At 57.4% G+C, this 20,160-nt stretch carries 13 protein-coding genes, 3 tRNA genes and 1 pseudogene; 3 read left to right on the forward strand and 14 right to left on the reverse strand.

The genetic code is table 11. The features are described 5' to 3' along the window. Positions 1–74: 74 nt before the first annotated feature. Positions 75–335 (reverse strand): OadG family protein, encoded by a 261-nt coding sequence (locus BF12_RS0107765; RefSeq protein ID WP_024951789.1) that lies wholly within the window; start codon positions 333–335, stop codon positions 75–77. 204 nt (positions 336–539) lie between these two features. On the opposite strand from BF12_RS0107765, the gene BF12_RS0107770 reads away from it, so the two are divergent. Then, a complete protein-coding gene (locus BF12_RS0107770; RefSeq protein WP_246116600.1) occupies positions 540–1,622 on the forward strand; it encodes a tRNA dihydrouridine synthase in 1,083 nt (360 codons plus the stop codon). A 189-nt stretch (positions 1,623–1,811) separates the two neighbouring features. On the opposite strand, the gene BF12_RS0107775 is transcribed toward BF12_RS0107770, so the two are convergent. From BF12_RS0107775 to BF12_RS0107815, 9 genes are all read right to left on the reverse strand, one after another. Next, positions 1,812–1,888 (reverse strand) — tRNA-Arg (locus BF12_RS0107775). A gap of 69 nt (positions 1,889–1,957) precedes the next feature. Next, a tRNA-Arg gene (locus BF12_RS0107780) sits at positions 1,958–2,034 on the reverse strand. 22 nt (positions 2,035–2,056) lie between these two features. Beyond that, a tRNA-Ser gene (locus tag BF12_RS0107785) sits at positions 2,057–2,149 on the reverse strand. A gap of 432 nt (positions 2,150–2,581) precedes the next feature. Further along, complete coding sequence (csrA, locus tag BF12_RS0107790; protein WP_024951791.1) at positions 2,582–2,773, reverse strand: carbon storage regulator CsrA; 192 nt, start codon at positions 2,771–2,773, stop codon at positions 2,582–2,584. 364 nt (positions 2,774–3,137) lie between these two features. Then, the gene (locus tag BF12_RS0107795) at positions 3,138–4,385 is read right to left on the reverse strand and encodes an aspartate kinase (protein ID WP_024951792.1); all 1,248 of its coding nucleotides are present in this window, start codon (positions 4,383–4,385) and stop codon (positions 3,138–3,140) included. A 108-nt stretch (positions 4,386–4,493) separates the two neighbouring features. Continuing rightward, complete coding sequence (gene alaS / locus BF12_RS0107800) at positions 4,494–7,097, reverse strand: alanine--tRNA ligase (RefSeq protein WP_024951793.1); 2,604 nt, start codon at positions 7,095–7,097, stop codon at positions 4,494–4,496. Positions 7,098–7,381: 284 nt separating this feature from the next. After that, positions 7,382–8,002 carry a regulatory protein RecX gene (locus BF12_RS0107805; RefSeq protein WP_246116599.1) on the reverse strand — a complete coding sequence of 207 codons (621 nt, stop codon included), beginning with the start codon at positions 8,000–8,002 and terminating at the stop codon, positions 7,382–7,384. A 157-nt stretch (positions 8,003–8,159) separates the two neighbouring features. Continuing rightward, a complete protein-coding gene (recA, locus tag BF12_RS0107810; RefSeq protein ID WP_024951795.1) occupies positions 8,160–9,227 on the reverse strand; it encodes a recombinase RecA in 1,068 nt (355 codons plus the stop codon). A 259-nt stretch (positions 9,228–9,486) separates the two neighbouring features. Beyond that, on the reverse strand, positions 9,487–10,020 hold the full coding sequence (locus BF12_RS0107815) for a CinA family protein (RefSeq protein WP_246116598.1): 534 nt from the start codon (positions 10,018–10,020) through the stop codon (positions 9,487–9,489). 194 nt (positions 10,021–10,214) lie between these two features. Here BF12_RS0107815 and mutS point away from each other — a divergent pair, with 194 nt between their 5' ends. Further along, positions 10,215–12,794 carry a DNA mismatch repair protein MutS gene (gene mutS, locus BF12_RS0107820; RefSeq protein WP_024951797.1) on the forward strand — a complete coding sequence of 860 codons (2,580 nt, stop codon included), beginning with the start codon at positions 10,215–10,217 and terminating at the stop codon, positions 12,792–12,794. A gap of 225 nt (positions 12,795–13,019) precedes the next feature. Continuing rightward, a complete protein-coding gene (gene fdxA / locus BF12_RS0107825) occupies positions 13,020–13,343 on the forward strand; it encodes a ferredoxin FdxA (protein ID WP_024951798.1) in 324 nt (107 codons plus the stop codon). A 1,166-nt stretch (positions 13,344–14,509) separates the two neighbouring features. Here the strand turns inward: fdxA and eno are convergent. The 4 genes and pseudogenes from eno to BF12_RS19205 all read right to left on the reverse strand — a co-directional run bounded on the left by eno (position 14,510) and on the right by BF12_RS19205 (position 20,084). Continuing rightward, the gene (gene eno / locus BF12_RS0107835) at positions 14,510–15,799 is read right to left on the reverse strand and encodes a phosphopyruvate hydratase (RefSeq protein WP_024951799.1); all 1,290 of its coding nucleotides are present in this window, start codon (positions 15,797–15,799) and stop codon (positions 14,510–14,512) included. Between the two features lie 102 nt (positions 15,800–15,901). Then, positions 15,902–16,768, reverse strand: a complete 867-nt coding sequence (gene kdsA, locus BF12_RS0107840; protein WP_024951800.1) for a 3-deoxy-8-phosphooctulonate synthase — start codon at positions 16,766–16,768, stop codon at positions 15,902–15,904. Positions 16,769–16,833: 65 nt separating this feature from the next. Next, positions 16,834–18,474, reverse strand: a complete 1,641-nt coding sequence (gene pyrG, locus BF12_RS19200) for a CTP synthase (RefSeq protein WP_035159518.1) — start codon at positions 18,472–18,474, stop codon at positions 16,834–16,836. Between the two features lie 195 nt (positions 18,475–18,669). Next, a pseudogene (locus tag BF12_RS19205) lies at positions 18,670–20,084 on the reverse strand (FAD-dependent oxidoreductase). Between the last annotated feature and the right edge of the window lie 76 nt (positions 20,085–20,160).

The following is a 20,160-nucleotide window of genomic DNA, read 5'->3' on the forward strand; positions in this document are numbered from 1 at the left end:
AGGGAGAACACCTGCCCCGTCGATCAGCCCATGATAGAATCGTCGGGCCTACCTGCCTGAATCCACCCAGGTCGCTAGTGTCTAGCGCGATCTTGGCGGAAGCGATGGATAGCGGCAGTCATGACAGCGGTCAGTTCACCATCATCCGCTTCCATCGTTGCTGCAGGTGCCTTGCTCGCGCGCGGCGCGGCAGGGGCTGGTTCAGGCGCGAAACGGCCTACCAGCCTGGACATCGCCATCATGGCGACGACCAGCAGACTCAGAAACACGAATACGAACCCCATCCCGAACACCATCAGGTTCAAGCCTTCACCGAGCAGATCATTCTCTTGCATGCCAGTGCCCTCGATACTGTCTTATTGTCGAGCTGTCTAGTTATTGAACAGCCTTGCCGTACATACCTGACTGGTCGTACGTGCCATCGATAGGCGATACAAGACGGACACAGCTATCCGCCGGCAGCCCCTGTCGGTGCGCTCATGCAGTAGCATTAAACGCTTGTTGGTCGCTCTAAAGTGCCTGATTCCACGGCAATTGCAATGACACCATCGTTGACCTCACAAGCCTTCGCGCGGGCCGGCCGCATCGGTATCGCGCCAATGGAAGGCGTAATTGATGACATCACGCGCGAATGCCTGACTGGCATTGGCGGCTATGACTGGTGCGTGACGGAGTTCGTTCGCGTGACTCACGTCAAGTTACCGCCACGGGTATTCAAGCGTATCTGCCCAGAGCTGCTTGAGGCGTCGCAAACGCATACCGCTCGCACGCTTCACGAGACGCCTGTTGCTTTGCAACTGCTAGGCGCCGATCCGGTTGCACTGGGAATCAATGCCAGTGTTGCCGCGCGATTGGGTGCCCCGAGCGTCGATATCAATTTCGGCTGCCCCGCCAAGACCGTCAACCGCCATGATGGCGGCGCGGCATTGTTGCGCTCACCTGAGCGTGTATTCCGCGCAGTAGAAGGGGTTCGTGATGCCCTCAAGGACACCGGCGTACCGGTCACAGCCAAGATTCGCCTTGGCTTCAATGATCGCCGCCTCGCTCTCGCCTGTGCCCAGGCCGCCCAGGCCGGGGGGGCAACACAACTGGTCGTGCATGGCCGTACCAAACAGGAAGGTTATCGTCCTCCAGCACACTGGGAGTGGATCGGGAAGATCACCTCAGAGCTATCGATTCCAGTCGTCGCCAATGGGGATATCTGGGACATGCACTGTTATTGGCGCGCACGCTCCCTGTCTGGTTGTCGTGATGTGATGCTAGGCCGTGCTGCATTGGCAGACCCCTTTCTCGCCGCGCGTATCAAACACTGGCAGGCCACAGGCGAACGGCTACCTGAGACGAACTGGACACAACGAGCCCAGGTGCTGCTGGCACACGCCGAACGCTGCGCGCATCTGCCGGACAAGGTCATGGTGCCATTGCTCAAACAGTGGATGAACATGATGCGCCAGAGTGGCAACTCTGAGGCAGAAGCCCGCTTCCAGGCCATCAAGCGCCATAAAGGACGCGCAGAATTCTTCTCAGGCCTTGTCGCTGGTACAGCGCTGACACTAGCACCTAGTTTACTGACATCTGTCACGCGGATGCCTGAGCCAGAATCCGAAATCACATTCGCGTGATGGATACGACGCTCTACCCTCTCTTTTACTGAAGATATTCAGCACTGGTTGGTGCAATCACAAAAAAGGCGCCCTTGTGAAAAGGGCGCCCATAGCAATCACCCACCGATGAATAGGCAGGATGTAGAAGTGAATAGACTTTTCTGGCAGACAAAGAAAAACCCGTCTCGATGAGACGGGTTTTTCAATTGGTGCGCCCTGGAGGATTCGAACCTCCGACCGCCTGATTCGTAGTCAGGTACTCTATCCAGCTGAGCTAAGGGCGCTTAAACCTTTAAACTTGTGGCCTGAGTCTCTCAATGAGATTCAACAGGACTTTCTCTTGCCTAGTGCAATGGTGCGCCCTGGAGGATTCGAACCTCCGACCGCCTGATTCGTAGTCAGGTACTCTATCCAGCTGAGCTAAGGGCGCATCTTACTGCATTTGTACCTAATGGTGGAGAGAGAGGGATTCGAACCCTCGATAGGGCTATAAACCCTATACTCCCTTAGCAGGGGAGCGCCTTCAGCCACTCGGCCACCTCTCCTCATCAGGTACGGCGCATATCTTACTCATTTGATTAGGCTTTGTCTAGCCTCTGCGTCAATTTTTTAGCTTCGATGCCAAGCATCTCATACCTAATCAACCACAGGCTCAGGGCTGCGCTAGCCTGAGCAATCTCCCCGCATGAACCAAATCAAGACGATGGCATGCCTGTCGTCGTGTCTCGTTCGAGGGAGCGAGCATATTACCCGACCAGAAGCCGACTGTCTCCCCCTCTGACACGAAAAATTCCATCTTTTTCCCTTACGGAACACTGACTTGAGATCAGGCGTCATCCAAAAGACACGCATGGCATCGTACTCGACACATCCGCACCTTCAAAGACAAGAACACGAACGCAGCCATGGGGACAAAATGGCTGGCGTTCGTGTTTGCACTACATCTGGCCTGTGCAGCTATCAGGTGCATCACGCCTTCAGGCGATGGTGTCACCATTATCTTCTTTCTCGCGCTGAATACGCTGATAGATTTCTTCGCGATGAACGGCAACTTCCTTGGGAGCGTTCACACCGATACGCACCTGATTACCTTTCACACCTAGAACGGTAACGGTGATGTCATCACCGATCATCAGCGTTTCACCCACTCTACGGGTCAGGATGAGCATGACTGATCTCCTTGTCAGTAATTCATACGGCTTGGACTGCAACGGGATATGGACGGCGAACGACGGGACGAGCCGAGCACCGCTAAGCATGAGGTCCGGATTATGCGTTATGCGTGCTCCGACGGCCAATGCCACCCTCTCATCACAACCGATAAGCTCGTTGAATGAAAGCGCCCGACCCACCACTCATCTCCCTTGGAAGGGAAGAATGATGAATCGGGCGGCATTCATTCGATTCCTAGTGCTCCGATAGCTTCCCGAGTATCGAGCAACCACTATCTCAACAGATAATAATTAAAATGTTGATAACAATAGCTTTTATCTAAACCCACCGGGGCGCCACACGAGATACCGGACGAAACGGCTAGGCCGTTTCGTCGCTGACAGACTCTGCATCCAAACCAAAGGCAGTGTGCAGAGAGCGTACTGCCAGCTCCATGAACTTCTCATCAATCAAAACAGAAATCTTGATTTCGGAAGTAGACACCATGCGGATATTGATGCCCTCTTCTGCCAATACTCGGAACATCTTGGAAGCTACACCCGCATGAGAGCGCATGCCAACACCGACCAGTGAGACCTTGGCAATGTTGTCATCAGCGCGTAGCTCTCCACCGCCAACCGATGGGATGACCGTCTCGGTCAGAATACGCTGGGTCGTCTTGAAGTCGCTTTTGGCGACGGTGAAGGAGAAATCAGTCGTATTGCCATCCGGAGAAACGTTCTGGACGATCATATCGATTTCGATGTTGGAATCAGCGATCGGGCCCAGAATCTTGGAGGCCACCCCCGGAATATCCGGTGTGTTGAGTAGGGTCAGCTTGGCTTCATTGACGTTGAAGGCGATGCCGGAGATCAGCGGTTCTTCCATGTTGTCTTCTTCCTCAGCGACGATCAGGGTACCCGGGCCATCCTCGAAGGAGGACAGGACACGCAGGGGGACGTTGTACTTGCCAGCGAACTCTACCGCACGGATCTGCAGAATCTTTGAGCCCAGGCTCGCCATTTCCAGCATTTCCTCGACCGTCACCGTTTCCAGACGACGCGCCTTGGAGCACACACGTGGGTCGGTCGTGTAGACACCGTCCACATCAGTGTAGATCTGGCACTCATCAGCCTTGAGTGCGGCGGCCAGCGCAACACCCGTGGTATCAGAGCCGCCACGACCGAGTGTCGTGATATTGCCGTCATCATCAACACCTTGGAAGCCTGCCACCACGACAACCTTGCCACCGTCGAGGTCGGCACGCAGATCATCGGTATCGATGTGCTGGATACGCGCCTTTGTATGGGCACTGTCCGTGCGAATGCCAACCTGGGCACCAGTATAGGAGGTCGCGGCGACCCCGATTTTCTGCAGCGCCATGGCCAACAGGGAAATTGTCACCTGCTCGCCGGTAGAGACCAACATATCCATTTCGCGCGGCGTCGGATCATCATTGATCTCGCTGGCGAGACCGATCAGTCGATTGGTCTCGCCGCTCATGGCAGAGACAACCACGACTATCTGATGTCCTTCATCGCGGAACCGCTTGACCTTCTCGGCGACGGCCTTGATCCGCTCGACTGAGCCGACCGAGGTGCCTCCGAACTTTTGAACGTATAGCGCCATGTGCGTTTCCGTTTTCCGTGTCCGTTTGCGTTGCCTCGCATGACCTGCATGCGAGCCCAAAAAGAGGCCGGGTCTCCTCGCAAGAAGCCCGGCCTTCATCTTGTTACGTTAGCCCAGCTGAGCGTCTACCCAGGCTGGCACACCTGCCAGTGCACCGGGCAATGAGACTGCATCACTACCACCGGCCTGCGCCATGTCAGCACGACCGCCACCTTTGCCACCCACTTGCTCGGCAACGTGGCGTACCAGATCACCGGCTTTGACGCGTGATGTCAGATCATCGGTAACACCTGCGATCAGGCTGACCTTATCGCCATCAGCCACACCGAGCACGAGAATGCCGGAGCCCAGCTTTGACTTCAGATCATCCATCAAGCCGCGCAGCTCCTTACCGGAGACGCCTTCGACCTGCTTGGCCAACACCTTGAGCCCCTGAACTTCAGCGATATCGCCAAGCATATCGCTGGCAGAGGCAGAGGCTAGCTTGGCCTTGAGGCGCTCAAGCTCTTTCTCGAGACCGCGATTGCGCTCCAGCAGGCTAGTAACGCGCTCTTCGACCTGCTCCGGCTTGGCTTTGAGGCGCTCGCCAAGACGCGTCAGCGTCGCTTCCTGCTCAAGGAGGAAATTGCGCGCAGCGCGGCCAGTGATGGCTTCGATACGACGTACGCCAGCAGCGATACCAGTTTCAGCGACGATATGCATCTGACCGATATCACCCGTGCGCTGAACGTGAGTACCACCGCACAGCTCAATCGAGAAGGCATCCGCACCGATAGTCAGCACACGAACTTCTTCACCATACTTGGCATCGAACAACGCCGCAGCGCCACGCGCCTTGGCCTCATCCAGTGTCATGAACTCGATCTGCGTCGCGGCATTGACCAGAATCTGTGCATTGACGATACGCTCAATCTCGGCCAGCTGCTTAGTCGTCACCGCTTCGGAGTGACTGAAATCGAAGCGCAGACGCTCTGCCGTCACAAGCGAACCCTTTTGCTGAACATGCTCGCCCAACACCTGACGCAGGGCTTCGTGCAGCAGGTGAGTCGCAGAGTGGTTACGCACGGAAGCGGCACGCAATTCAGCGTCCACCTGCGGACGCACATGATCGCCAACCTTGAGCGAGCCTTCGACCAACACACCATGATGCAGGTGATGGCCCGTCTGCTTCTGAGTGTCGCTGACCTGGAAACGGCCGCTGTCCAGATGCAGATAGCCGGTATCGCCAGCCTGGCCGCCCGACTCGCCATAGAACGGCGTGGTGTCGAGTACCACGATGCCCTTGGCGTCGGCATCGAGCTGCTCAACGGCATTGCCTTCCGCATCAAACAGCGCCGTGACGGAGGCTTCACCGTCCAGCTGATCATAGCCAGTGAAGGCAGTCTCGCCGTCCAGCTCCAGCTTGGCAGAGTAGTCACCACCGAAATTACTCGCGGCCCGCGCACGGACACGTTGCGCGTCGAGCGCAGCATGGAAGCCAGCCTCGTCGAGCACCAGTTCTCGCTCACGGCAGATGTCTGCCGTCAGATCGTACGGGAAGCCGTAGGTATCATAGAGCTTGAAGATGGTATCGCCGTCGAGTGTATTACTCTCAAGACTCGCGATAGCCTCTTCAAGCAGCTTCATACCGTGTTCCAGCGTGCGTGCGAACTGCTCTTCTTCCTTGAGCAAGACACGCTCGATCTGGGCACGGGCGGCGCGCAACTCCGGATAGGCTTCCCCCATCTCAGCATCCAGCGCAGCCACCAGCTTATGGAAGAAGCTACCACGCGCACCCAGCTTGTGGCCGTGGCGCACGGCGCGGCGAATGATACGACGCAGCACATAGCCACGCCCTTCATTGGACGGCAACACCCCATCAGTAACCAGGAAGGCGCACGAGCGAATGTGATCAGCGACCACGCGCAATGACGGCGTAGCAGTATTGTCGTGCCCGATGATTTCAGCGGCGGCGGCCAGCAAGTTCTGGAACAGATCGATCTCGTAATTGGAGTGCACGCCTTGCATTACAGCCGCTACGCGCTCCAGACCCATGCCAGTGTCGATGGACGGTTTGGGCAACGGATTGAGATTGCCCTCAGCATCACGATCAAACTGCATGAAGACCAGATTCCAGATCTCGATGTAGCGATCACCGTCTTCATCGGGGCTGCCCGGCGGGCCACCTGCGACGTCTTCACCGTGATCAAAGAAGATCTCGGAAGACGGGCCACACGGACCGGTATCGCCCATCTGCCAGAAGTTATCTTCGTCGAGACGCGAGAAACGCGCCTGATCAATACCCATCTCGTTGAACCAGATATCACGTGCTTCGTCATCACTGACATGCACGGTAACCCACAGCTTCTCTTTCGGCAGGCCGAGCTCTTCGGTCAAGAACTTCCAGGCAAACTGAATGGCTTCACGCTTGAAATAGTCGCCGAAGCTGAAGTTGCCTAACATTTCGAAGAAGGTGTGGTGACGGGCGGTATAACCGACATTATCCAGATCATTGTGCTTGCCACCGGCGCGCACGCAGCGCTGCGCCGAGGTGGCGCGCGTATAACCACGCGGATCACGTCCAAGAAAGACGTCCTTGAAGGGCACCATGCCTGCGTTGGTAAACAGCAGAGTCGCATCGTTGTGCGGCACCAGCGAGCTGGAGGGCACAATGGTATGACCATGGTTCGCGTAATAGGTCAGGAAGGCGTTTCTGATTTCTGCGCTTTTCATAGAGGTTCCGTAGCGATGTGCGTAAAGACGCTTCGGGGGTCTTCTGCATGACTTCCGCATGGTTTCAGCATGTTCATCCATGTGGGTATGCATGGAGGTGCAATGAAAAGCATGAAAGAAGGCGCCTGCCCCGTGCCGTCGCAAGACGACCTAGTATAACGCCTGTTCGCGCAAGCTAAAGGGGGGTAAATCGCTTGAAGGCCTGCTTTCCTCGTTCTGGGTAGCGACTGATGGGTACTCTCCTGGAGATAGCCATTGGCGAACAACCCTTGGCAGAAGCAGCATTACTCCTCTCCTTCGTCGCTCCAGGCTGAAGACATGGCATAACGCAACTGCTCATAATCGAAGCCACGCTGGAGAAGAAAGCGCTCGCGTCGTGCGCGTTCTTTCTGTCCTTCGCCCGCAGAAGAGAAGCGACGCGCGAGCGTCTCGCTGGCCAGTTCAAAGAAATCCACCACATCAACATGTCCAAAGACATCCGGCGCAGGGTCACAGGCTTCACGCATCACGGCGTTCAGGGTGTCATTATCGACACCACGCTGACGAAGTTCCTGCTGGATACGCCGCGGCCCTTGCCCTCTGAGCACACGCGTACGTAGGAAACTGGCCGCAAAGCGGGCATCTGACTGCAATCCCTCTTCCGCCATGCGCTCGAGCACTTCATCGATCAAAAGCTCTACATCCAGCTCCGGCGTTTCTTCGCCGTCATCAGCAATCTCCGTCGCTACGCTGGCGGGCTTGAGATAGTCACGGCCTTTCAGGTAGTCGTATAACTCACGACGACTGTGTTCCCGGCGCGCCAACCGAGCGATGGCATCACTGCGTGCACGCCGGTAAGGGCTTGCCTCGCCCGAATCCAGCGACTGGTACTCGGGCCCTGCCATGTCTTCATTGTCGTCGTGCATGATCGCACCTATTCAGTCCTGAGCGAGGGGGAAATCTGATGCATTCAAACGCACAGCGCCCGCCTCCGAAAATCGGGGCAGGCGCTGATATAGCACAGAAGGCATCGTGAGTACCGTACCTCCGTGCTGGAGCACTTCAAGCGCTCACCAAAAGTGCTTAGTCGAGATCGAGGTCGTCTTCGCTCTCGGCGACGGCAGCCGCAGCCTCTTTCGGGTCTTCCTTGGTCTCTGGCGCTGCAAGCAACTGGGCGCGGATCTGGGTTTCAATCTCTTCCATGATCGCGGGGTTGTCTTCCAGGTACTGCGCAGAGTTGGCCTTGCCCTGGCCAATTTTGCTGCCCTGATAGCTATACCAGGCACCAGCCTTGCCGACCAGGCCACACTGCACGCCCAGGTCAATCACCTCACCGGCATGATAGATACCCTTGCCATAAAGAATCTGGAACTCGGCCTGCCGGAACGGAGGAGCAACCTTGTTCTTGACGACCTTGACGCGGGTCTCATTACCCGTCACTTCGTCGCCCGACTTCACGGAACCCGTGCGGCGGATATCCAGACGCACACTGGCGTAGAACTTCAGTGCATTACCGCCAGTCGTGGTTTCCGGGCTACCGAACATCACACCGATCTTCATGCGGATCTGATTGATGAACACCACCATGCAGTTGGCATTCTTGATGTGGCCGGTGACCTTACGCAGCGCCTGAGACATCAAACGTGCCTGCAGACCAACGTGAGAATCGCCCATCTCGCCTTCGATTTCGGCGCGCGGCGTCAGAGCTGCGACCGAATCGACGATGATGACGTCAACACCGCCAGAGCGCACCAGCATGTCGACAATTTCTAGCGCCTGTTCACCAGTATCCGGCTGAGAGACCAGCATCTCGTCCAGATTGACGCCCAGCTTCTCGGCATAGGACGGATCCAGTGCGTGCTCAGCATCGATAAAGGCACATACCTTGCCCTGCTTCTGCGCCTGAGCGATGACGGACAGTGTCAGAGTCGTCTTGCCTGAAGATTCCGGACCATAGATTTCCACTACACGGCCAAGCGGCAGACCACCGATACCGAGTGCAACATCCAACCCGAGCGAGCCGGTGGAGATCGACGGCATGGCCACACGTGGGGCATCGCCCATGCGCATGACGGCGCCCTTGCCGAACTGGCGCTCGATCTGGGACAGCGCCGCGTTCAGCGCCTTGGTGCGATTGTCGTCCTGTGCCATGTGGCCTCCTGTCGGACGGCGGTGCCACACGGGCAGCCACCTGGAATGAGGAAATACTGAAGCTGAAAATATGAAAGCTGAAAATACTGAGCTTACGGCGCTGAAATGACAGCACTGCAGCATAAGAGCTCTATCGCCGCTGCAAGCCTAGTGGATCAAGCATTGTGGCAAAACCCTGTATACATGGACAGTATAATGCCGCAAGTTGCCTCACTCTGCCAGTCCAGTGATGCGCTTTTTCAGGCAAGAGTCTCAACACTTAGCCTTGCATTGCCTGCACCCGCCGAATCAAGCCTTGCAGAGCTACGCGTACGGCCGCCTTTCGTACCGCCTCACGATCGCCAGAGAAGCGATAATGCTCAGCTTGTTGCTGTGTTTCACTGCCCCATGCCAACCATACAGTGCCTACCGGCTTCTCCTCGCTACCTCCCTCCGGCCCTGCCACACCGCTGATGGCGACACCAAGCCCTGCGCCACTATCGCGACACGCACCGCTAACCATTTCGCACACGACCACCTCAGAGACAGCCCCATGGCTCAGCAGTGAAGCGTTGCTAACGCCCAACAGGCGCTGCTTGGCGGCGTTGGAGTACGTCACGTAGCCGCTCTCAAAATAACCGGAGCTACCCGCAATAGCGGTAATCGCGGTACTTACTCCACCGCCGGTACAGGACTCGGCAGTGGTGACATATAGGCCTTGAGACAACGCCAACGTCTGCAGCCGCTCAGCCAGCTCATTGATAGAAGCACTGATGATGGACGCCTCGGATATGACGGTAGATGGCTCGCGCACGATAAGCTCCCGTATTGACTGGTCAGTAAACAGAGAATAGTGGACGGCGCATCACAGGCATTGGAGCCAGCCACGCCAGTCCGTAGAATATCTCGGCATCCAGTATGCCTCGCTCTCGCATGTCATTTTCAACATGCCCTTTTGAGCAGTGTGCCTTTTTCACCATTGCAGTGCAGTCAAGGAAGTCCATGGTCATGGCCAAGAACAGCGCCCCGCAAATGACGCCGATGATGACGCAGTACATGAAGATCAAGCGCGAGCACCCCGGCGTGCTGCTGTTCTATCGCATGGGCGATTTTTATGAACTGTTTCATGACGATGCCAAGCGTGCCTCTCAATTGTTGGACATCACGCTGACCGCACGTGGCAGTTCCAACGGCGCACCGATCCCGATGGCGGGTGTGCCCTATCACAGCGCTGAAGGCTACCTAGCACGGTTGGTAAAAATGGGTGAATCAGTCGCCATCTGCGAACAGATCGGTGATCCCGCCACCAGCAAAGGCCCGGTCGAGCGCAAGGTTGTACGTATCGTCACGCCCGGTACTTTACATGACGAGGCGCTGCTGGACGCCAGCCGCGATAATCTTCTGGTCGCGCTGCATCGTGATGGCGAGACCTGGGGGGTAGCCGCTCTGGAGCTCTCCTCTGGCCGCTTCAGCGTACTGGAAGTCGAAGGCGATGAAGAGTTGCTGACAGAAATCCAGCGCATGTCGCCTGCCGAGATCATGGTCGGCGAGAACCGCACACTCCCTGCGAGCCTCTCTTCACGTCCCGGTCTAACGCGTCAGAGTGACTGGCATTTTGATCATGAGACCGCGCTGCGCCTGCTCTGTGATCAATTCGGCGTTCAGGATCTCAATGGATTCGGCTGCAGCCATCTGACACGCGCCGTCACCGCTGCCGGCGCCCTGCTGGATTACGCTCGCGATACCCAGCGTACGGGCCTGCCTCACGTCACTGCGCTGAGCGTCGAAAGTCGTGACGACTCGGTCGTGATCGATGCCGCCAGCCGTCGGAATCTCGAGATCGACACCAATCTCGGCGGCAGTAGCGAAAACACGCTCGCCAGCGTACTGGACGTGACATCGACAGCAATGGGTTCGCGACTACTCAAGCGCTGGCTGAACCGCCCGTTGCGCGATCAGCTGCAGGTCGGTTTGCGCCAGGCAGCCGTGCAACGACTGATGGATGGTGATTATCCACAGGAGCTGCACGGCTTGCTCAAGCGGATCGGTGATGTGGAGCGCATTCTCGCGCGTGTCGCTCTGCGCAGCGCCCGCCCACGTGACATGGCGCGTCTACGCGACGGCCTCAATGCGCTACCAGAGCTGCGCGCCGTGCTGGCCAGCATCGACAAGGGTAGTGCCATCGATGAGCTACGCGATGCGATTCGCCTGTTCCCGGCGCTGTCTGCCATGCTCAGCGAGGCGCTGGTCGAGAATCCACCAGTCGTCCTGCGCGACGGCGGTGTGATCGCCGATGGTTATGATGACGAGCTGGACGAATACCGTGGCCTCTCCGAGAACGCTGGCCAATACCTGATCGCCATGGAAACCCGCGAGCGCGAACGCACTGGTATCAGCAGCCTCAAGGTCGGCTACAACCGCGTGCATGGCTATTTCATCGAGCTGCCACGCTCCCAGTCAGCGCAGGCACCAATCGACTATATCCGTCGCCAGACACTCAAGAATGCCGAGCGCTTCATCATCCCGGAGCTCAAGGAATTCGAGGATAAGGCCCTGTCTGCCAAGTCCAAGTCATTGGCGCGTGAAAAGCTGCTCTATGAGCACCTGCTCGATGACCTGAATACCGAACTGGACGGCCTGCAACAGACCGCCCGAGCGCTTGCCTCACTGGATGTCCTCAACGCCTTCGCCGACCGCGCGACGGCGTTGGATTTCGTGCGCCCACAGCTTACTGCCACGCCAGGTATCGATATCGAGAGCGGACGCCATCCCGTCGTCGAGCATGTCAGCGATCATCCCTTCGTGCCCAACGATGTGCGCTTTGATGAGGCACGCCGCATGCTGGTGATCACCGGCCCCAACATGGGGGGTAAGTCGACCTACATGCGCCAAACAGCATTGATCGCGCTGCTGGCCTATACCGGAAGCTTCGTGCCAGCCACACGTGCCTCCATCGGCCCGCTGGATCGCATCTTTACACGCATCGGCTCCTCGGATGATCTAGCCGGTGGTCGCTCCACCTTCATGGTCGAGATGACCGAGACCGCCAGCATCCTGCACAACGCGACCGACGAGAGCCTGGTACTGATGGATGAGATCGGTCGTGGTACCTCGACGTTTGATGGTCTGTCACTCGCTTGGGCCAGCGCTGAGCATCTTGCGCGCGCGCGCGCCTTCACGCTGTTCGCGACACACTACTTCGAGATGACGGCACTACCCGAACATGCTGATGGGGTCGCCAACGTTCACCTGACCGCCGCCGAGCACGGTGATGGCATCGTCTTTATGCACCGTGTCGAGGAAGGCCCTGCCAGCCAGAGCTACGGTCTGCAGGTTGCCCAGCTGGCGGGCGTCCCGCAGAGCGTGATCCACCGAGCGCGCGAGAAGCTCACGAGCCTGGAGCAGCAGGAGGTCGATCGTCCGCCAGTCGCACGGGCCGATGCACAAGGCCAGCCGGTACCCCAACAGAACGACCTGTTTGCCGCCCCACCGCATCCGGTCGTTGAAGCACTGGAAAACCTCGACCCAGATGACCTGAGCCCCAAGCGAGCACTGGAGCTTATCTATGAATGGCGACGAGCCAAATAAGCCTTGCCAGGCAGTGTAAAGACTCGACAGTGCCCACTGGGCATAGCACCATTCCAAAACGATCCGCCTGAGCAGATTGCGAGGGCGGCAGAGCGCTACTAGAATGGCGCCTTATAACATACGCGCCGCTTATAACCTGAAACCATGATTCCGCTCAGACGGCACATGGTCGGCGCCAGGACCACGACCTACGATAGAGACGCCGACCCGCGTCAGGAGATCTGCATGGCATTCATCGTCACCGAGAACTGCATTCGCTGCAAATACACTGATTGTGTGGAAGTTTGCCCAGTGGATTGCTTTTACGAAGGCCCAAATTTTCTGGTGATCAACCCGGATGAGTGCATCGACTGTGCACTGTGCGAGCCAGAATGCCCAGCTGAAGCCATCTTCTCTGAAGACGAAGTACCGGAGAATCAGAAAGAATTCATCGAGCTGAATGCTGACTTGGCTGAGGTGTGGCCGAATATCAGCGAGAAGAAGGATGCCATGCCTGAAGCCGAGAAGTGGGACGGTGTCGACGGTAAGCTGGAATATCTGGAGCAGTAAGACCAGTACCTGTCCTGATCAGGTGCTGGCAGGAGGTTCCACTAAAAACGCAGCCCTTTGGCTGCCGTTTTTATATCTGCCTTCGAGATCATAGACACAAAAAAGGGCGACCCCGTAAGGTCGCCCGCTCCAAGCGTGTCCCTGTCGATCCCTCCTGGATCGTATTCCTGAGTGCTGTCCCTGCCCTTCACAACATCCTGTCGCTCGGAGCGCACTGTCACGCATGGTGGGTATTGCGGCACTGCTTGCGCAGCTGTCCCACCGCAATACCCGATTCCACTATTTTGCCTGCCCTGCTGTCGTGCTCATGCATTGCCTGGCATCCTGCCAATACTGCTCCCTGTCTTGCTTCAGCTTACAGCCTCATGACGCTCCATGATCTAACAAACCCCTGTCGCGGCATCCTGCCGGTGAGATGCTGTAGCTGTCTGCCTCGTCTACCCTGACGCGGATGATGTCCCGTCATCCGTCACTCCTGTGAAGGCGAGCGTCCTACTTGCATGTCCGAGCGATTCGGTTCAAATGATTCGCTCTCGACCTTCCCTGTCGTAATGGACCTTCCTGGTCCTGACGCCTTCTCCGGCGCCTGCTCTACCATCCATGATCCCTGACCCTACCCTGTCAACTCCCAAGACACGGCGGACATACAGATTCTGCCACCGACATCCTTGCCGGTTCCTTTTACACTGAACATCCTGTTCAGTGACGCCAGACTTCCTGTCCGACTGATGACTCTGCACGTGCTACTAATCCCGTTTGCATCCTGCCGAGACTGCGGTGTCCCGCCGCACCCTCAAATCCATGACGCTATTTTGGTCAGCTATGGGCCGCGTGGCAACTACTCCCAATAGCTAAAACGCTTAATGCTAATAAAAAAATTAGTTACTAAAAATACATTTAAAATCAATAGATTGAATAGAAACATACGTTCGCATTCGTAAGCTTCTGGTAGCAACTGTACTGATTATCCTTCGACACTTGTAGGAAAAGGCTTACACGACATGACCAATGAAGTAGTGAACTTCTTTCTCGACTGGGGATCATGCCAGCATAGGCAGTGCATGAGATGCATGACGGGGCCGTACCCGAAGGTACGGCCCCGTCATGGAGCGATAGCCAGACCTGCACTATCCTCGCCAGCAATCACACTGGCTTACGGCGTCGACTTACTGGCCCTTGATCTCTTTCAGGCCGTTGTAAGCCACGTCGCCCAACTGCTGCTCGATTACTAGCAAGCGGTTGTACTTGGCAACACGATCAGAGCGGCACAGTGAGCCAGTCTTGATCTGGCCTGCACAGGTACCGACTGCCAGATCGGCAATGGTGGTGTCTTCGGTCTCGCCACTACGGTGAGAGATGACGGCCGTAAAGCCTGCGTCCTGCGCCATCTTGATAGCATCCAGCGTCTCGGACAACGAGCCAATCTGGTTGAACTTGATCAGGATGGAGTTACCGATACCTTCATCGATGCCGCGCTTGAGGATGCGAGTATTGGTGACGAACAGATCGTCGCCGACCAGCTGAACCTTGTCGCCCAGCTTGTCGGTCAGCGCCTTCCAGCCAGCCCAGTCGGACTCGTCCATGCCATCTTCAATGGAGACGATCGGATACTCTGCTGCCAAGCCTGCCAGATAGTCGACAAAGCCCTGCGCGTCGAAGGACTTGCCTTCGCCAGACAGATTGTACTGACCGTCCTTGTAGAACTCGGAAGACGCACAGTCCAACGCCAAGGTCACGTCAGTGCCCAGTGCATAGCCGGCATCGCTGACGGCCTGCTTGATAACCGCCAGCGCCTCAGCGTTGGATGCCAGGTTGGGTGCAAAGCCACCTTCATCACCCACCGCCGTGCTCAGGCCACGGGTTTGCAGCACTTTCTTAAGCGCGTGGAATATCTCGGCACCGGTGCGCAGTGCTTCACGGAAGTTCGGCGCGCCAACCGGCTGAACCATGAATTCCTGGATGTCGACATTGTTGTCGGCATGCTCACCGCCATTGATGATATTCATCATCGGTACCGGCATGGAGTATTTGCCCGGCTGGCCGTAAAGCTCAGCGATGTGGGCGTAAAGCTCGATTCCCTTGGCCTGCGCCGCTGCCTTGGCAGCCGCCAGAGAGACCGCGAGGATGGCATTGGCACCCAGCGACTCCTTGTTCTCGGTACCATCCAGCGCCAGCATGGCATCGTCCAGCGCACGCTGGTCCAGTGCGTCCATGCCGATCAGACGCTCACGAATCGCGCCATTGACAGCCTCGACTGCCTTCAGAACGCCCTTGCCCAGATAACGGCTTTTGTCGCCATCACGCAATTCCAGCGCTTCACGCGAACCAGTGGAGGCACCAGAGGGCGCGCAGGCGCTGGCACGCTGGCCGCCTTCAAGCACAACCTCGGCCTGCACGGTCGGGTTACCACGGGAATCGAGCACCTCAAGGGCGCGGATTTCGACGATATTGGCCATCTTGTGTCGTCCTCTACACGGGGGGATTGAAACACCACGACGGGCATCTTGCCCATTGTGCAAAAAGGCCGTTCACACAGTGTGAACGGCCCGTAGTCATCCTTAGCGAATAGCCAGCGGCGCAAAGCCCTTGACCAGCGCATCCAACGATTGCAGCTGGCGCAGGAAGGGCTCGAGCTGATCGAGCGGCAGAGCACAGGGCCCGTCACACTTGGCATTGTCCGGATCAGGGTGCGCCTCGAGGAACAGGCCTGCCAGACCCAGTGCAACACCAGAGCGTGCCAGATCAAAGACCTGTTCGCGACGGCCGCCAGCAGAATCAGCGCGCCCACCTGGGCGCTGCAACGAGTGGGTGACATCGAACAGCACCGGCAACCCAGTGTCCTTCATCTCGGCCATGCCGAGCATGTCGACCACCAGATTGTTGTAGCCGAAACTGGAGCCACGCTCACACAGCAGGATTTTATCATTGCCCGCTTCACCGCACTTGGCGACGATATGGCGCATTTCATGCGGTGCGAGAAACTGCGGCTTCTTGATATTGATCACTGCACCGGTGCGTGCCATCGCGACGACCAGATCTGTCTGGCGCGCCAGGAAGGCCGGCAGCTGAATGACATCGGCGACTTCTGCCACGGCCGCTGCCTGCTCCGGTTCATGCACATCGGTGATGATCGGCACGCCAAAGCGCGACTTGATCTCAGCCAGAATCTCGAGCCCCTTCTCCATCCCCGGACCGCGATAGGAATGCATGGAGCTACGATTGGCCTTGTCGAAGCTCGCCTTGAAGACATACGGCATGCCAAGGCGAGTCGTCACCTCGACATACTGCTCTGCCACCTCAAGCGCCAACTCGCGGGACTCCAGTACATTCATGCCGCCAAAAAGCGTCATCGGACGATCATTGGCGACCTTGAGGCCAGCAAATTCGATCACGCGCTGTTCGTTGTGCATCAACTCACTGCTCATCGACCTTCCTTCCTGAAGTTACCCCAGGGCGCGCAGGCAGTGGCCCGCGCATCCTGATGAATCGATTACTCGCCGCGAGTACGCGCGGCCTTGTGGTTCAGAGCCGCGTTCACGAAACCAGTAAACAACGGGTGACCATCACGTGGCGTGGAGGTGAACTCCGGGTGGAACTGACAGGCCACAAACCACGGGTGATCCGGCAATTCGACCATCTCGACCAGCGAGTTATCGACGCTACGACCAGAGAAGATCAGCCCCTTTTCTTCCAGTGCAGGCACGAACTGATCGTTGACTTCATAGCGATGACGATGACGTTCGATGATCTCATCACTGCCATAAGCCTGATGTGCTTTAGAGCCATTGAGCAGACGACAGGCCTGACCACCCAGACGCATGGTGCCGCCCATATCGGACGCCGCATCGCGAGTCTCGATCTTGCCTTCCGGTGTCAGCCATTCAGTAATCAGACCCACTACCGGATGCTGGGTATCGTGCGTGAATTCGGTCGAGTTGGCGTCTGCCCAACCTGCCACGTTACGCGCAAATTCGATGACCGCGACCTGCATACCCAGACAGATACCCAGATACGGCACCTTGTTTTCACGTGCGAAACGCGCAGTGGCTATCTTGCCTTCCACACCACGCTCACCGAAGCCGCCCGGCACCAGAACGGCATCTTTACCAACCAGACGATCGGTACCGTTGCGCTCGATCTCCTCGGAATCGATGAAGTCGACGTTGACCTTCACCCGCCCCTGAATGCCGGCATGAATCAGCGCCTCATTCAATGACTTGTAAGCGTCGAGTAGCTCCATGTACTTGCCGACCATCGCGATATTGATGGTTTTGAGCGGATTGAGTTTGGCGTCGAGCACCGCGACCCACTCGGACATGTCGGCTTCACCGGCTTCCAGACGCAGCTTGTCACACACGATCTCGTCGAGACGCGCTTCGTGCAGCATCAATGGAATACGATAAATGGTGTCGGCATCCTGCAACGAAACCACTGCGCGCTCTTCGACGTTGGTGAACAGCGAGATCTTGCGACGCTCACTCTCTTCGATCTCGACTTCGCTGCGGCAGATCAGGATATCCGGCTGGATACCGATGGAACGCAGCTCCTTGACGCTGTGCTGGGTCGGCTTGGTCTTGGTTTCACCGGCCGTCTTGATGTACGGCACCAACGTCAGGTGCATGAAGATGGCACGTTCAGCACCCAACTGAGCACGCATCTGGCGAATGGCTTCCAGGAACGGCAGGGATTCGATATCACCGACGGTGCCACCGATCTCGACCAGCGCCACGTCGTAGCCTTCGCCACCGGCGATGACACGCCGCTTGATCTCATCGGTGATGTGCGGAATGACCTGCACGGTTCCACCGAGATAGTCGCCACGACGTTCCTTGCGCAGCACGTGCTCGTAGACACGGCCCGCAGTGAAGTTGTTACTCTGGGTCATCCGCGAGCGGATAAAACGCTCATAGTGACCGAGATCCAGATCTGTTTCCGCGCCATCTTCGGTGACAAAGACTTCGCCGTGCTGGAACGGACTCATGGTGCCCGGATCGACGTTGATGTACGGATCCAGCTTGAGAATGGTGACTTTGAGGCCGCGGGCCTCGAGGATAGCCGCCAGCGAAGCGGATGCGATGCCCTTGCCAAGCGAGGACACAACGCCGCCCGTCACGAAGATAAATCGTGTCATGGAAACCTGCCGAAAACGTGAGCTGTAGGAGAGACCCGGGGGAACGGATCAGGATGGGTCGCCAGTCTAGCGGAAAGGTGCCGCCGGCTCAATTTGATTGCCCATTGTGACCGCCACATCGTGACATCGCCCTCTCCCCATCAAGACGCATCAGCCCGCCATGGCGGGCCTGAACGCTTTCAGCCTCTGGTCGACTCAGACTTCGAGGAAATCGAGAATCCCTTCCGCAGCACGACGTCCTTCATCGATGGCAGTGACGACAAGATCAGAGCCACGCACCATATCGCCACCGGCGAACACCTTGGCATTGGTGGTCTGGAACGCAAGACGATCAGCACTGGTCGCGATACGACCGCGCTCATCGACACCGATGTCGAAATCGGCGAACCATGGCGCGGGGCTGGCCTGAAAACCGAAGGCCACGATGACGGCATCAGCCGGCAGGATCTCCTCGGAGCCCGGCACGACCTCCGGGCGTTGACGCCCGTTGGCGTCCGGCTCACCCATGCGGGTACGCACGACCTTGACGCCTTCGACCTTACCCTCGCCGACCACTGCCACTGGCTGGCGATTGAACAGAAAGTCGACGCCTTCCTCACGAGCATTGGTCACTTCACGACGCGAGCCAGGCATGTTCGCTTCATCGCGACGATAAGCACAGGTGACCGACGCAGCATCCTGCCGAATGGCGGTACGGTTGCAGTCCATGGCGGTATCGCCACCGCCGAGCACCACGACTTTCTTGCCCGCCATCGACACATAATCCGCTGGGTCTTTCTCGAAGCCCAGGCAGTGATTGACGTTGGCAATCAGGTAGTCGAGTGCCTTGTGGACACCCGGCAAATCTTCGCCCGGAAATCCCCCACTCATGGCACTGTAAGTCCCCATGCCAAGGAAGACGGCATCGTACTCTTCGAGCAGGGCATCAAAGCTGATATCACGTCCAATCTCGGTATTGAGGCGGAATTCCATGCCCATTTCTTCGAAGATTGCGCGACGCTGAGTCATTACGCCCTTCTCAAGCTTGAACTCCGGAATACCGAAGGTCAGCAAACCACCAATTTCAGGGTGACGATCATAGATCACTGGACGCACGCCATTGCGGACCAGAATGTCTGCCGCCCCGAGTCCAGCTGGGCCCGCACCAATGATGGCGACACGCTTGTCAGTCCAACTGACCTTGGACATGTCGGGACGCCAACCCATCGCAAAGGCGGTGTCGGTGATGTACTTCTCGACCGAGCCGATAGTGACAGCACCGAAGCCGTCATTCAGAGTGCAGTCGCCTTCGCACAGACGGTCCTGCGGGCAGACACGACCACAGACTTCCGGCAATGAGTTGGTCTGGTGTGACAACTCAGCAGCTCGAGGATGTTGCCCTCAGAGACCAATTTCAGCCAGTTGGGAATGTAGTTATGAACCGGGCATTTCCACTCGCAGTAAGGGTTGCCACACTCGAGGCAGCGATGCGCCTGACTGGCAGCCTCTACCGGCTTGAATTCGGTATAGATCTCATTGAACTCGCGTGCACGCACGCGGGCATCTTTCTTCTGCGGGTCCTGACGACCCACATCGATGAACTGAAAGTCGTTGGCAAGCTGATTGGCCATGATGAATCCTCTTTCATAATCCGGGCACCGTCGCGGTGCAGGCCCTCACCTGCAAGGAGCACAGGCGAGGGGCGCG

The organism is Cobetia crustatorum (assembly GCF_000591415.1).
Taxonomy (GTDB): domain Bacteria; phylum Pseudomonadota; class Gammaproteobacteria; order Pseudomonadales; family Halomonadaceae; genus Cobetia; species Cobetia crustatorum.

Bases quoted from the DNA above. Each gene is read 5' to 3' on its own strand.
- eno (WP_024951799.1), bottom strand. From the start codon at position 15,799: ATGGCCAATATCGTCGAAATCCGCGCCCTTGAGGTGCTCGATTCCCGT.
- mutS (WP_024951797.1), top strand. From the start codon at position 10,215: ATGGCCAAGAACAGCGCCCCGCAAATGACGCCGATGATGACGCAGTAC.
- fdxA (WP_024951798.1), top strand. From the start codon at position 13,020: ATGGCATTCATCGTCACCGAGAACTGCATTCGCTGCAAATACACTGAT.
- recA (WP_024951795.1), bottom strand. From the start codon at position 9,227: ATGGCACAGGACGACAATCGCACCAAGGCGCTGAACGCGGCGCTGTCC.
- alaS (WP_024951793.1), bottom strand. From the start codon at position 7,097: ATGAAAAGCGCAGAAATCAGAAACGCCTTCCTGACCTATTACGCGAAC.
- pyrG (WP_035159518.1), bottom strand. From the start codon at position 18,474: ATGACACGATTTATCTTCGTGACGGGCGGCGTTGTGTCCTCGCTTGGC.
- BF12_RS0107765 (WP_024951789.1), bottom strand. From the start codon at position 335: ATGCAAGAGAATGATCTGCTCGGTGAAGGCTTGAACCTGATGGTGTTC.
- csrA (WP_024951791.1), bottom strand. From the start codon at position 2,773: ATGCTCATCCTGACCCGTAGAGTGGGTGAAACGCTGATGATCGGTGAT.
- BF12_RS0107795 (WP_024951792.1), bottom strand. From the start codon at position 4,385: ATGGCGCTATACGTTCAAAAGTTCGGAGGCACCTCGGTCGGCTCAGTC.
- BF12_RS0107805 (WP_246116599.1), bottom strand. From the start codon at position 8,002: ATGCACGACGACAATGAAGACATGGCAGGGCCCGAGTACCAGTCGCTG.
- BF12_RS0107770 (WP_246116600.1), top strand. From the start codon at position 540: ATGACACCATCGTTGACCTCACAAGCCTTCGCGCGGGCCGGCCGCATC.
- kdsA (WP_024951800.1), bottom strand. From the start codon at position 16,768: ATGAGCAGTGAGTTGATGCACAACGAACAGCGCGTGATCGAATTTGCT.